The sequence below is a fragment of the Streptomyces sp. NPDC053069 genome (assembly GCF_044546895.1).
In the GTDB taxonomy this organism is placed as follows: domain Bacteria; phylum Actinomycetota; class Actinomycetes; order Streptomycetales; family Streptomycetaceae; genus Streptomyces.
Window position 1 is genome coordinate 136,614 of record NZ_JBITZN010000010.1, and the last position, 13,100, is coordinate 149,713.

Genomic DNA, 13,100 nt, shown 5'->3' on the forward strand with positions numbered 1-13,100 from the left:
CGGGCGGCGGCGCTCGCCCCCCCGAGTGTGGCCGGTGCCAGGGCGCGGCACATGAGTACGCGTACTCAGATTCATGCGCGGCGATTCATGCGCGGCGATTCATGCGCGGCGATTCATGCGCGGCGATTCATGCGCCGCACCGGTACGGGCACACTCGGTCCATGGACTGGACCCGCTACCGCTTCCGCAGCCTGTGGTCCCTGCCGGTGCCGCCCGCCGCCGTGTACGCGGTGCTGGAACGACCCGAGGACTATCCCCGCTGGTGGCCGCAAGTCCGGTCGGTGACCCGGCTGGACGACGCCACCGGCGTCCTCACCATCCGGTCCGTCCTGCCGTACGACATGACCTTCACCGCACGCAGGACCCGCCACGACCCCGGAGCCGGTGTGCTGGAGGTGTCCCTGTCCGGTGACGTCGAGGGCTGGGCCCGCTGGACGGTCACCGCCGAGGGCCCGGGCACCCTGGCCCGCTACGACCAGGAGGTCCGGGTGCGCAAACCGCTGCTTCGTCGGCTCGCGGTACCGGGCCGCCCCGTCTTCCGCGTCAACCACCGGCTGATGATGCGGGCCGGACGGCGCGGACTGCTGCGGTACCTGGAAGCGGTTTGAACGAAGGGCGCCGGGACCTGTATTGTTCAGTGCGTTCCCGGGCGATTAGCTCAGTGGGAGAGCGCTTCGTTCACACCGAAGAGGTCACTGGTTCGAACCCAGTATCGCCCACCGGGAAAGAGCCGGTCCGCAGCAGCGGGCCGGCTCTTTTGACATCGGCTTCGGGATGCCAGGGGGGCGTCGTGGGCGAGGTGCAGGGCGGCGAACAGCGCAAGGAGGTTCCGAGACTTGGTGCGGACGCGCGCCGGCTCAGGGTCCGCAGTCTGATCAGGATCTTCCTGCTCGTGCTGGTGCTCGCCGGGGTGGTGGCGCTGGCCCGGCTGGCGGCCAACACCGAGCGGGTCACCACGATGTGGGTCGGAGCGCGGATCTCCGCCGACGGCAGCGCCCGTATCACGGAGGTCATCGACTACGACTTCGGATACCCGCACGACGAACGGCACGGCATCTACCGCGACCTGCCGGACCTGCCCTACGACGAGGACCAGGCCCATATCGCCGTCACCATGGACGGCCACCGCGTCCCCTGGGAACTCACGGTGGGCGACTACTACACCGAACCGAACGGTCGCCGTGAGATCGCCACCCGCATCAAGGTCGGCGACCCCGGCAAGGCCGTCACCGGCGTGCACCGCTACCGCGTCCAGTACACCCTGCAGGGCGTCGTGAAGAAGGGCAGGATGGCCTGGGACGCGGTGGGCACCGGCTGGCAGGTCGACCGGTCGCACGTCGAGATCCACGTCGTGGCCCCCCACCTGCTCACCGCCCCGCGCTGCGTGCGGGGCACGGACGGCTCCGAGCGCGGCTGCGCCGTGGAGCCGACCGGCGCCGGTGTGCTCACCGTCAAGCCGGTCCGGCTCCAGGGCAAGGAAGGACTCACCCTCTACGCGACCCGGGGTCACTCCCTGGGGGGAGCGCAGCCGCTGCTGCCCGCGCCGCCCGGCGGCAAGGCCGTCGGCACCACCGTGACCCATCCGCTCCTGGTCGCCCTGTACACCGCCGGCCTCGCCCTCGCCGCCGCGCTGGCCGCGATCGGGCTGCTGCGCCTGTTCGGCCGGGACCGGCCCGCACCCGAGGGCGCCGACACGGCCCTCGGCGCGCCGAGCGCCACACCCCCGCCGGGCCTGAGCCCGGCCCAGGGCGGGATCCTGGCCGACGAGCGGGTCGATCCCCGGCACCAGACCGCCTGGCTGCTCGAAGCCGTCGCGGACGGTCACCTCGTCCTCGCGGGTGCGGAGCACGCGCCGACCCTGCGGCGCCGCAGCAGGGGCGCGGGATCGGACGACCCGGTCAGCAGGGAGGTCCTGCGGTACATCTTCGCCGGGCGTGACGAGATCATGCTGGGCCATTACGACTCGTCCTTCCAGACGGGCTGGCAGGCGCTCGCCCGCCACCTGCGGCAATGGCAGGCCGACTCCGGTCTGTGGGACGCGGCCTCCGTACGCCGCGCGCGCACCGGACGGTACATCGGCATCGCCGCAGCGGTGCTCGGCTTCCTCACCGCCGTGGTGGGCGCGGGCCTCAGCGGGGCCCGCCAGGCGGTCGGGGTGCCGGTGCTCGTCGCGGGCGGGGTCCTCTACGGTGCCGGCCTCGCGCTGGCGCGGCGCGCCTGGGAGCTGCACCGGCGCACCCCCGAGGGCAGCGCCCAGCGGCAGCGGGTCGAGGCGTTCCGGCACTACCTCGCCGATCCGTCCGCCGTGCCGCACGCGGAACCGCTGGACGACGATCAGGTGCGGCACTACACGGCCTGGGCGGTCGCCCTCGGTCTCGGTGACACCTGGCGGCGGGCCGTGGAGACCTCCGCCGTGCCGACCCGGCAGCCCTCCTCCCGCGCCGTACGGCTCGGGCCGGCGCTGGCCGTCGGACTGGTCGTGACCGCCGCACTCTCGTCCAGAGCACCGTCCTCCAGCGGCGGCGGCTCCGGCGGCGGCTCCGGCGCGGGGGGCTCCTCCGGAGACGTCGGCGGCGGAGCGGGCGGCGGCGGAGGCGGCTCCTGGTGAAGCCGGCGCCTGTGCGGGGACGGTCCGGGGGTGCCGCCTCCGCACGGCGGCGGTTCCGGGATTCCACCGCCGGTACGGCAGCGTCTGCCGCTCGCCCCCCACATGCTGCGGCGGCTCTCCGATCACCCCAGGGCGCGCACGGCGGCGGCTCCCCGTGTGCCGCCGCCCGGGAACGCCCCTACGCCGCCGCCGGCAGCTCCGGTCGCAACGGCCAGTCCGTGTGGACGATCTCCTCCGACCCACTGCGCGCGAACCACGCCTGCAGACCGCGCGCCTGCGCCGCGTGCCAGTTGGCCTGGAGCGTGTGCAGCTCGGCGGGGGAGAGGCGTTCGAGACGGGTGGCGAAACGGCGGCCGAGGGCCCGTACGACCTCCAGGGCGGCCAGCGCGTCCGCGCCCGCGTCGTGCGCGCCCTGCAGCGTCACGCCGTAGTGCTCGCACAGGTCCGTCAGCGTGCGGCGGCCCTTGCGGTAGCGGTCCAGGTGTTTGTCCAGCACCCGCGGGTCCAGCACCCTCAGCGGCACCGACTCGAACCAGCGGTCCAGCGACGACGCCCGGTGCCGGCGCAACTCCCGGTCCAGCAACGTGAGATCGAAGGGCGCGTTCATCACCACCAGCGGGCGGCCCATCGCCGCGTGCTCCGCCAGCTGCTCGGCTATCTCGTACATCACCGGCGCGGGCCAGCGGCCGTTGTGCTGCAGGTGCTCCTCCGTCAGCCCGTGCACCGCCGTCGCCTCCTCGGGCACCGGCACCCCCGGATTCACCAGCCAGCGGGACACCCGGGGCCGGGTTCCCGGCGCGTCCTGGACGACGACGGCGGCCGACACGATCCGGTCGGTCTCGACGTCCACGCCCGTCGTCTCCGTGTCGAAGGCGGCCAGCGGCCCCTCGTACCAGTACGTCATCCCAACCCAACTCCTCGTTCTCCCAGGGCAGGTGACGTTCCGTCTTCTGCCCGTTTGGTGATACCCGGGCCGTTTGCGCCGTACGCCGCAAGGAGACAACAGGAGTACGGGTCTTTGCAGTTCAGCGGCCCACAGCGGGGAAACTCTTGGCTTGGAAGGCTGTTGGTCATGGCCACTGTGCAGCCCGAGCGGGGCGGGCTGCTGCCCGATCGCACGGGCCCCCTCCGCGGCACGCTCGCCACCACCGCCTGCATGGAGACACTGCAGGTCGGCTATCTGCACGCGGTCGCCGCCGCGTCCGGCTGCTCGCTGTCCCAGCCCTTCCCGGACAACGGCATCGACTGGCACGTCAGCCACAGCGCGCCCGGACACACCGTCGACGACGAGGTCACCATCAAGGTGCAGCTCAAGGCCACCTACCAGGTCGCGCCGAACCCTCCGGGGCGCTCGTTCTCCTTCACGCTCGACAACGACCACCTGCGCAAGCTCGCCCGCACACCCGTCTCGGTGCACAAGATCCTGGTCGTCATGCTCGTCCCGCGCGCCCGGGACGACTGGCTGCGCGCCAGCCACGACCGGCTCGATCTCAGGCACTGCTGCTACTGGGTCAACCTCGCCGGCCACCCTGTCACCGGCCGGCACCGGACCACCGTGCGGATACCGACCTCGCGCATCTTCGACGACCGGGCGCTCTGCGAGATCATGACGCGGGTCGGGACGGGAGGCAGGCCATGAGGAGCCGTCCGTACGAGGAGCTGCCGCGCCAGGTCCGGCCGCATCCCGAGGATCTCGGCCGGCACCGGCCCCCGGACCCCGCCCAGGTCGACCCCGCCGTGCTCGGCGCCCTGCTGCACCGGCACGGCTGGCAGCGGCGCGGGGGAGCGGCGGGCCGGTACGGCCGCTGGACCCCGCCCGGCCCGGGCGGCGGCGGGACCAGTCTCCTCGTGCCGGAGAGCCGGGCCTTCCCGGACAGCGACGACCTGCTCGGCGAGGCCCTCGACGCCCTCGCCCGCAGCGACACCCCCGCCGCGCGCGAGGTGCTCATCTCCCTCGCCGTACCGAGCGACGAGATCCGCTGGTGGCGCGACACCCCGAGCGGACCGGTGGGCGCCTCGCCCTGGACGGCCGACGAGCAACTGCGCGGCGGCGTCCGGCAGATGCTGCTCGCCGCCGCGCTCGCCACACGCGCGCGTGCCGGCTACTACGGCGCCCGCCACCGCCGCTCCGCCGCAGCACTCCTTCAGGACGTCCTCGTCGGCCCCGCCACCGAAGGGCGCCACCTCACCGCGTTCGTGCCCGTGCCCGCCGGCCGTCCGCTCGCCGTCCGCCTCCACCAGGCCCTGTACGCCGCCCGCGAGGCCATCGACTACCAGCGGGCCACCGGCGGCATGGACGCCTTCGACGGCGCGGTCGAGGCCGGAGTCAGCCGCGAACTGGTCGAGGCGGTCGCTGCGCTGGTCAGGGGCACCGAGGGCGCCCGGATCGCCGTCGCCTGGGCACCCGGCGCCGGCGTTCCCGAGGGCTGCGCCCCCTCCGCCGAGCCCGTCGAGTTCTCGCCCGGGGACCTGCCCGTCCTGCGCGAGGCCGCCGCCCGCTATGTGCGCGAGGAACCCTCCGTCCCGGTCCGCATCACCGGCGCCGTCGTCCGCATGCGCCGCTCCGGACCGGGCGGCGAGGGCACCGTACGGCTGCGCGTCCTCTCCGGCGCCGACGTCCCGCACATCCGCGTCACCCTCGACGAGGAGGACTACCACATCGCCGGCCACGCCCACCTCGTCGGACTTCCGGTGCGGGTGCACGGCCGGCTGGAGCGCCGGGGCGGCTTCCGCCGGCTCACCGGCGCGTCCGGGGTCGTACCCGTGCAGGTGGACGAGGGCGAGCGGGACCGGCTGATGAAGGCCCTCCAGGAAAATCTGGACTTCTTCGAGGAAGCCTGCGGGGAAGCGTACGGGGACGGGGACTGAGGGTGACCGTTTAGCGGTCGGTGCCGTCGGGTCGGTACGATCGCCAGTGCGCGCGCTCCTGGTATGGCGCCGCACCCCACCTTCAGTCAGGAGAGACCGGTGTCAGACGTCCGTGTGATCATCCAACGCGATTCCGAGCGGGAAGAACGCGTGGTGACGACGGGCACTACGGCCGCCGACCTCTTCGCGGGCGAGCGCTCGATCATCGCCGCGCGCGTGGCCGGCGAGCTGAAGGACCTCGCGTACGAGCTGTCCGACGGGGACGAGGTCGAGGGTGTCCAGATCTCGTCCGAGGACGGCCTGAACATCCTGCGCCACTCCACCGCGCACGTCATGGCGCAGGCCGTGCAGGAGCTGTTCCCCGAGGCGAAGCTGGGCATCGGCCCGCCCGTCAAGGACGGCTTCTACTACGACTTCGACGTCGAGAAGCCGTTCACGCCCGAGGATCTCAAGGCCATCGAGAAGAAGATGCAGGAGATCCAGAAGCGCGGGCAGCGCTTCTCCCGCCGTGTGGTCACCGACGAGGCCGCCCGTGAGGAGCTGGCCGCCGAGCCGTACAAGCTGGAGCTGATCGGCCTCAAGGGCTCGGCGTCGCACGACGACGGCGCGGACGTCGAGGTCGGCGCCGGCGAGCTGACGATCTACGACAACCTGGACGCCAAGACCGGCGAGCTGTGCTGGAAGGACCTCTGCCGCGGTCCGCACCTGCCCTCGACCCGGCTCATCCCGGCGTTCAAGCTGATGCGCAACGCGGCCGCCTACTGGCGCGGCAGCGAGAAGAACCCGATGCTCCAGCGCATCTACGGCACCGCCTGGCCGTCCAAGGACGAGCTGAAGGCGCACCTGGACTTCCTCGCCGAGGCCGAGAAGCGCGATCACCGCAAGCTCGGCACCGAGCTGGACCTCTTCTCGATCCCCGAGCAGATCGGCTCCGGCCTCGCCGTCTTCCACCCCAAGGGCGGCATCATCCGCCGGGTCATGGAGGACTACTCGCGGCGCCGCCACGAGGAAGAGGGCTACGAGTTCGTCTACACCCCGCACGCGACGAAGGGGAAGCTCTTCGAGACGTCCGGGCACCTGGACTGGTACGCCGAGGGCATGTACCCGCCCATGCAGCTCGACGAGGGCGTGGACTACTACCTCAAGCCCATGAACTGCCCGATGCACAACCTGATCTTCGACGCGCGCGGCCGGTCCTACCGCGAACTGCCGCTGCGTCTCTTCGAGTTCGGGACCGTGTACCGGTACGAGAAGTCGGGCGTCGTGCACGGCCTGACCCGTGCCCGCGGCTTCACGCAGGACGACGCGCACATCTACTGCACCCGTGAGCAGATGTCCGAGGAGCTGGACAAGACGCTCACGTTCGTCCTGGGGCTGCTGCGCGACTACGGCCTCACCGACTTCTACCTGGAGCTGTCGACCAAGGACCCCGAGAAGTTCGTCGGCTCCGACGAGGTCTGGGAAGAGGCCACGGAGACCCTCCGCCAGGTCGCCGAGAAGCAGGGTCTGCCCCTCGTGCCCGACCCGGGCGGCGCCGCCTTCTACGGCCCGAAGATCTCCGTCCAGGCCAAGGACGCGATCGGCCGGACCTGGCAGATGTCGACCATCCAGCTCGACTTCAACCTGCCCGAGCGGTTCAACCTGGAGTACACCGGCCCCGACGGTTCCAAGCAGCGTCCGGTCATGATCCACCGCGCGCTGTTCGGCTCCATCGAGCGGTTCTTCGCCGTCCTCCTGGAGCACTACGCGGGAGCCTTCCCGGCGTGGCTGGCGCCGGTCCAGGCGCTCGGTATCCCGGTGGGAGACGCGCACGTCGAGTACCTGGAGAAGTTCGCCGCCGAGGCGCGGAAGAAGGGCCTGCGGGTCGAGGTGGACTCCTCCTCGGACCGCATGCAGAAGAAGATCCGCAACGCCCAGAAGCAGAAGGTGCCCTTCATGGTCATCGCGGGCGACGAGGACATGTCGGGCGGCTCGGTCTCCTTCCGCTACCGCGACGGCTCCCAGGAGAACGGCATCCCGTTGGACGAGGCCATCGCGAAGATCGCGAAGGTCGTGGAGGACCGGGTCCAGGTCTGACCCGCACCACCCCGAAGGGCCCCCGGGATCAGCTCCCCGGGGGCCCTTCCTCGTCCGTGCCCCGGGCGAACCGTTGCAACAGCAGCGAGGAGAACGAGCCGGTGATCGCGCCGAGCAGAGCGAGACCGCAGGCCATCAACCCCACCGCGAGGACCCGGCCCAGGGCCGTCACCGGGGCCATGTCGCCGTAGCCGACCGTCGTCAGGGTCGCGCAGGTCCACCAGACCGAGTCACCGAACGTCCGGATCGTGGCGTGCGGAGCGCCACGCTCCGCCTGGTACACCGCGAGGGCACCGGAGAAGCCCAGCAGCACCGCGGACAGGCTGGCGTACAGCATCACGCGCGCGTGCAGCGCGAGGCGTGCGGCACCGCGCCGCCGCTGGACCACGTCGTACAGCCGCACGATACGCAGCGGCCACAGCAACGGCAGCAGCACGACCAGCGTGTCCAGCCAGTGTCGGGTCACGAAGCCGGGCCCACGGCCGCTCAGCCGCCAGTGCATCGCGTAGTCGACGACGAACACCGCCCAGGCGGCAGCGATGATCACGCGCAGGACGTCGTCCAGGGCCGGGGGCAGGTCCCGCGCCAGCACATGCGCCGCGTAGCCGGCGAGATAGACGAACGACGCGATGCCGAGCGGCACCGCGGCGCGCCCCTCCCAGCGTTCCCAGCGCTGCGTTCTGCTGTCGTCGTCCACCGGCCAAGCTTGGCCGGTGCACCCGCTCCCGTTGCCCCGGCGACACGCCGCGAACGGGCGAAGCCATATGCTGCCTAGCATGACGACTGAGCCGGAGCAGCAGATCGGAGTGGGGACGCAGGACGCGTTCCAGCGCCTGTGGACGCCCCACCGGATGGCCTACATCCAGGGTGAGAACAAGCCGAGCGGCCCGGGGGCCGACGACGGCTGCCCGTTCTGCTCGATCCCGGCCAAGTCCGACGAGGACGGTCTGATCGTCCGGCGCGGCGATCATGTGTACGCCGTGCTCAACCTCTACCCGTACAACGGCGGCCACCTGATGACCGTGCCCTACCGGCACGTCGCCGACTACACCGAGCTGACCGGCCCGGAGACCGCCGAACTGGCCGAGCTGACCAAGCAGGCGATGACGGCCCTGCGCTCCGCGTCCGGCGCGCACGGCTTCAACATCGGCATGAACCAGGGCACCGTCGCCGGCGCAGGTATCGCCGCCCACCTCCACCAGCACGTCGTCCCCCGCTGGGGCGGCGACACGAACTTCATGCCGGTCGTGGGCCACACGAAGGTGCTGCCGCAGCTCTTGGCCGACACCAGGAAGATGCTGGCGGAGGCGTGGCCCGCGTAGGTCCGAGGTGCCCTCCGCGGAGGGCACCGCTCACGCGTCGTACAGGTCCGCCTTCCGCGGCGTCGGGTCCTGCACCAACCCGCTGAGGACGCCCGAGCGCATGCCGAACTTCTCCGTGTCCACGCCGTTCTCCTCCAGCACCCTGATCGCCGCCGAGTGCACCACCCGCAGCACCGGTGTGGCCGCGCGCAGCGCGTCGTCGGCCATGAAGCGGTGCCGCCACGGCTGGTCGGCCCAGGCGTGCCGCAGGCCGAAGGGCTCCGGCAGGACCAGCGAGCCGCCGAGCCAGTTGAGCAGCGGCGGGTACCAGGTCAGCGGGGCGCGCGCGGCGAGTCGTACCACCTCGTCGGTGGTGACCAGCGGCAGCATCACCTTCCGGGTCTCCCACGGCTTGAGGGACTTGGCGACCTCCTTGCTCGGCGGCTCCGGCTTGGAGGTGAACACCGGGTTCACCGGTCCGAGCGCATGCCCGGTGACCTCGATGCGCAGCGTCTCGTGCAGCACCGTCACCGTGATCAGCATGGTGAGGACCAGCTGCCCGTCCCACAGCGTCCACTGCACGCCTAGATAGTGCCGGTCGCCGCTGCCGAACTGCTGCTTGTTGCAGATCTCCTGTATCGCGTGCGGCTTCACCTGGAAGGCCTCGACGTCGGTGCCCTCGGGCCGGGCCACCTCCGCGGCCTTCTCGCCGATCGGGGTGACGATCCAGTGCCGTATCGCCGGCTTGGGGAAGCCGCCGGTGTTCAGCGGGCCGCGCTCCAGCAGGGCGAGCTGGTCGTGGATCGCGCGTACGACGTCCCAGCTGCGGAAGGGATGGATCTCCCGGGTCGGATCGGCGGGCAGCAGATCCTCGGCGAGCTGCCAGGCGCCCCAGCGGGTGCCCATGCCGAGTATGCCCTTGGGACCGGCGTAGAAGACCGAGTTCGACTGCTGCTCGGCGCTGAGCCGGGCCAGCGACTGGCGCAGCTCCTCGGCCGCCGTCTGGTTGGGTCCGCGCGGCACGGCCTCGGGGACCTTGGCGCCCACACTGGTGCCCGAGAGCAGGCCGCCCCAGCGGGCCCGCAGATCCCTGGCCGTGCGCTCGCAGATCTGCTTGGCCCAGAACCAGCCGAGCACCGGCAGCACGACGCACGCCCGGGCATACCACGCCCAGAAGCCGCTGAACGGCATCTTGACCAGGAACAGCGCGGCCAGCACGCCGACGCCGGTGAGCAGCACGGTGGCGAGCGTCCCGGCCCGCCTGTCGTCACGCTTGGCGACGAACGTGCGCAGCTGGAACACGAGCAGCCAGGCGATCAGGCCCGGCAGGAAGAGCACTCCGCACAGGACCGTCACTGCGGTCAGGCGGTTGTCGCGCTCCCGGCGGATGTTGTTGGCCGCGAGGCAGTGCTCCACCACGAACTGGGGCTCGGAGCCGAAGGACTGGATGAGCGGCTTGCGGCCGGGAGCGAGCATCCGGGCGACCACGGCCCGCGAGAAGGCCTCACCGAGATTGGGCCTCAGCAGCGCGATCTTGCCGGCCTTGACGGTCGACTGATGCCATTCGTTGTCGGCCTTCTTGATCTCCTCGATCGGGCTGTCCCGGTAGGCCGCGGAGGCCAACGCGGAGGTCGCCGCCTGGCCCTCGTCGCCCGAGACGGGCACCTGGGGCCCGTCCCACTCCGTTCCCAACGACATTCCCGCCCCCATCGTCGGCCTTGCTACTGCGGCCTTCCCGACTTCCTCGCCCCGCACACCTGTTGAACAGGCCCTCGTTGTGATCAGCGTATCCGCCGCCACCGACAGCGCGCGGGCGGACGGCCGAAGCCGCCCGCCCGTGCGCCGGGTTGTGCGCCCGATGACGTACCGTCAGCTAGCCGTTGTCACCCGCCTGTTCACGGATCCGCTCGGCGATCTGCGGCGGCATCGGCTCGTGCCGGGCGTACGAGCGGTCGAAACGGGCCGTGCCGTGCGACAGCGAGCGCAGGTCGACGGCGTACCGGCCGATCTCGAACTCCGGCACCTCGGCCCGGATCACGGTCCGCCCCGAGCCCACCTGCTCGGTGCCGAGCACCCGGCCGCGCCGGCTGGACAGGTCGCTCATCACGGCGCCCACGTAATCGTCGCCGACCAGCACGGACACCTCGGCCACCGGCTCCAGCAGATGGATCTTCGCGTCCGCCGCGGCCTCGCGCAGCGCCAGCGCGCCCGCGGTCTGGAACGCGGCGTCGGAGGAGTCCACCGAGTGCGCCTTGCCGTCGACCAGCGTGACCCGTACGTCCACGAGCGGATAGCCGGCGGCGACGCCCTTGGCGGCCTGGGCCCGCACGCCCTTCTCCACGGACGGGATGAACTGGCGCGGTACGGCGCCGCCGACCACCTTGTCCACGAACTCGATGCCCGAGCCGCCCGGCAGCGGCTCCACCTCGATCTCGCAGATGGCGTACTGCCCGTGTCCGCCGGACTGCTTCACATGCCGCCCGCGTCCGGTGGCCTTGTTCGCGAACGTCTCGCGCAGGGAGACCTTGTGCGGGACGACGTCGACCTGGACGCCGTAGCGGCTGCGCAGCCGTTCCAGGGCGACGTCCGCGTGGGCCTCGCCCAGGCACCACAGGACCACCTGGTGGGTGTCCTGGTTCTGCTCCAGCCGCATCGTCGGATCCTCGGCCACCAGCCGGGACAGGCCCTGCGAGAGCTTGTCCTCGTCGGCCTTGCTGTGCGCCTGGATGGCGATCGGCAGCAGCGGGTCGGGCATCCGCCACGGCTCCATCAGCAGCGGGTCGTCCTTCGCGGAGAGCGTGTCCCCGGTCTCGGCCCGGCCCAGCTTGGCCACACACACCAGGTCGCCGGCCACGGCGTGCGTCACCGGACGCTGCTGCTTGCCGAAGGGCATGGTCAGGGCGCCGACCTTCTCGTCGACGTCGTGGTCCTCGTGGCCGCGGTCGGCCAGCCCGTGCCCCGAGACGTGCACCGTCTGGTCGGGGCGCAGGGTGCCGGAGAAGACGCGCACCAGCGAGACACGGCCGACGTAGGGGTCGGAGGAGGTCTTGACGACCTCGGCGACCAGCGGGCCGGCGGTGTCGCACGGCTTCAGCTCGCGCGGCTTGCCGTCGATGGTGGTGACGTCGGGCAGCGGGTGCTCGAACGGGGTCGGGAAGCCGCCGGTGACCAGCTCCAGCAGCTCGACCGTGCCGAGGCCCTGCCTGGCGCCCTCGGCGGCGGGGGCGGCGGCCAGGACGGGGAAGAACGAGCCACGGGCGACGGCCCGCTCCAGGTCCTGGACCAGTGTCGTGACGTCGACCTGTTCGCCGCCGAGATAGCGCTCCATGAGGGTCTCGTCCTCGCTCTCGGCGATGATCCCCTCGATGAGCCGGTTGCGGGCCTCCTCGATGTCCGGCAGCTGGTCCTCGCCGGGTTCGGACTCCTTGCGCTCCCCGGTCGAGTAGTCGAACAGCTTCTGCGAGAGCAGCCCGATCAGCCCGGTCACGGGCGCGTGCCCGTCGGGCCCCTCGGGGCCGCGCAGCGGCAGGTACAGCGGGAGCACGGCGTCGGGATCGTCGCCGCCGAAGGCCTCCGCGCAGATCCGCGTCATCTCCTCGAAGTCCGCGCGCGCGGCCTCCAGGTGCGTGATCACGATCGCCCGCGGCATGCCGACGGCCGCGCACTCCTCCCAGACCATCCGGGTGGAGCCGTCCACGCCGTCCGAGGCGGAGACGACGAACAGGGCCGCGTCCGCGGCGCGCAGACCGGCCCTGAGCTCCCCGACGAAGTCGGCGTAGCCGGGGGTGTCGAGCAGGTTGATCTTGATGCCGTCCCATTCGACGGGCACCAGGGAGAGCTGTACGGAGCGCTGCTGCCGGTGCTCGATCTCGTCGTAGTCCGAGACGGTGCCGCCGTCCTCCTTGCGGCCCGCCCGGTTCACCGCCCCCGCGGTCAGCGCGAGGGCCTCCACCAGAGTCGTCTTGCCCGAACCGGAGTGGCCGACCAGCACCACGTTCCGTACGGACGCGGGCTGGTCGGCCTCAAGAGCCCTGCCGGCGGCCCCGGGGTGGTGTGTCTGAGTCTTGTCGCCCATGATCCTGCCTCCCGTGCACGGTGAGGTCACTGTGGGCGCGGACACGCGGGACCCGCGTGCACTGGCGGCTCCGGCGACGCCCGCGGTTATTCGAGCTTTCCACTCCCGTCACGCTGCGTCCATACGAACGACAGCCGCGGACGCCGATCGCGTCCCGCGCGCCCGCGCGCGG

10 protein-coding genes and 1 tRNA gene are annotated in these 13,100 nt (G+C 71.8%); 7 read left to right on the plus strand and 4 right to left on the minus strand.

Features of this window, described 5'->3' with window-relative positions:
* Window positions 1–161: 161 nt before the first annotated feature.
* The 3 genes from ACIGXP_RS23890 (at window position 162) to ACIGXP_RS23900 (ending at window position 2,608) form a co-directional block, all read left to right on the plus strand.
* Entirely contained in the window at window positions 162–608 is a 447-nt protein-coding gene (locus ACIGXP_RS23890) for an SRPBCC family protein (protein ID WP_363220970.1), read from the plus strand.
* A gap of 39 nt (window positions 609–647) precedes the next feature.
* Window positions 648–719, plus strand: a tRNA-Val gene (locus tag ACIGXP_RS23895).
* Window positions 720–790: 71 nt separating this feature from the next.
* Window positions 791–2,608 carry a DUF2207 domain-containing protein gene (locus ACIGXP_RS23900; RefSeq protein ID WP_399771299.1) on the plus strand — a complete coding sequence of 606 codons (1,818 nt, stop codon included), beginning with the start codon at window positions 791–793 and terminating at the stop codon, window positions 2,606–2,608.
* Window positions 2,609–2,786: 178 nt separating this feature from the next.
* Here the strand turns inward: ACIGXP_RS23900 and ACIGXP_RS23905 are convergent, their stop codons facing one another.
* Window positions 2,787–3,512, minus strand: coding sequence for a 3'-5' exonuclease (locus ACIGXP_RS23905; RefSeq protein ID WP_360099333.1), 726 nt, complete (start codon window positions 3,510–3,512; stop codon window positions 2,787–2,789).
* A gap of 168 nt (window positions 3,513–3,680) precedes the next feature.
* Here ACIGXP_RS23905 and ACIGXP_RS23910 point away from each other — a divergent pair, with 168 nt between their 5' ends.
* The 3 genes from ACIGXP_RS23910 (at window position 3,681) to thrS (ending at window position 7,552) form a co-directional block, all read left to right on the plus strand.
* The gene (locus tag ACIGXP_RS23910) at window positions 3,681–4,247 is read left to right on the plus strand and encodes a DUF4365 domain-containing protein (protein ID WP_399771302.1); all 567 of its coding nucleotides are present in this window, start codon (window positions 3,681–3,683) and stop codon (window positions 4,245–4,247) included.
* Window positions 4,244–5,476: a hypothetical protein gene (locus ACIGXP_RS23915; protein WP_363216456.1), complete on the plus strand. Its 1,233-nt coding sequence runs from the start codon at window positions 4,244–4,246 to the stop codon at window positions 5,474–5,476. Before ACIGXP_RS23910 ends, ACIGXP_RS23915 begins: the two co-directional genes overlap by 4 nt.
* 99 nt (window positions 5,477–5,575) lie before the next feature.
* A complete protein-coding gene (gene thrS, locus ACIGXP_RS23920; protein ID WP_399771306.1) occupies window positions 5,576–7,552 on the plus strand; it encodes a threonine--tRNA ligase in 1,977 nt (658 codons plus the stop codon).
* Window positions 7,553–7,580: 28 nt separating this feature from the next.
* On the opposite strand, the gene ACIGXP_RS23925 is transcribed toward thrS, so the two are convergent.
* Window positions 7,581–8,249: a potassium channel family protein gene (locus tag ACIGXP_RS23925; protein ID WP_399771309.1), complete on the minus strand. Its 669-nt coding sequence runs from the start codon at window positions 8,247–8,249 to the stop codon at window positions 7,581–7,583.
* Between the two features lie 67 nt (window positions 8,250–8,316).
* Here ACIGXP_RS23925 and ACIGXP_RS23930 point away from each other — a divergent pair, with 67 nt between their 5' ends.
* Entirely contained in the window at window positions 8,317–8,874 is a 558-nt protein-coding gene (locus tag ACIGXP_RS23930) for an HIT domain-containing protein (RefSeq protein ID WP_363216453.1), read from the plus strand.
* 30 nt (window positions 8,875–8,904) lie between these two features.
* Here the strand turns inward: ACIGXP_RS23930 and ACIGXP_RS23935 are convergent, their stop codons facing one another.
* Together ACIGXP_RS23935 and ACIGXP_RS23940 are read right to left on the minus strand one after the other, a co-directional pair.
* A complete protein-coding gene (locus ACIGXP_RS23935; protein ID WP_363216452.1) occupies window positions 8,905–10,551 on the minus strand; it encodes a hypothetical protein in 1,647 nt (548 codons plus the stop codon).
* 175 nt (window positions 10,552–10,726) lie between these two features.
* Complete coding sequence (locus ACIGXP_RS23940; RefSeq protein ID WP_399771312.1) at window positions 10,727–12,928, minus strand: elongation factor G-like protein EF-G2; 2,202 nt, start codon at window positions 12,926–12,928, stop codon at window positions 10,727–10,729.
* Window positions 12,929–13,100 lie beyond the last annotated feature (172 nt).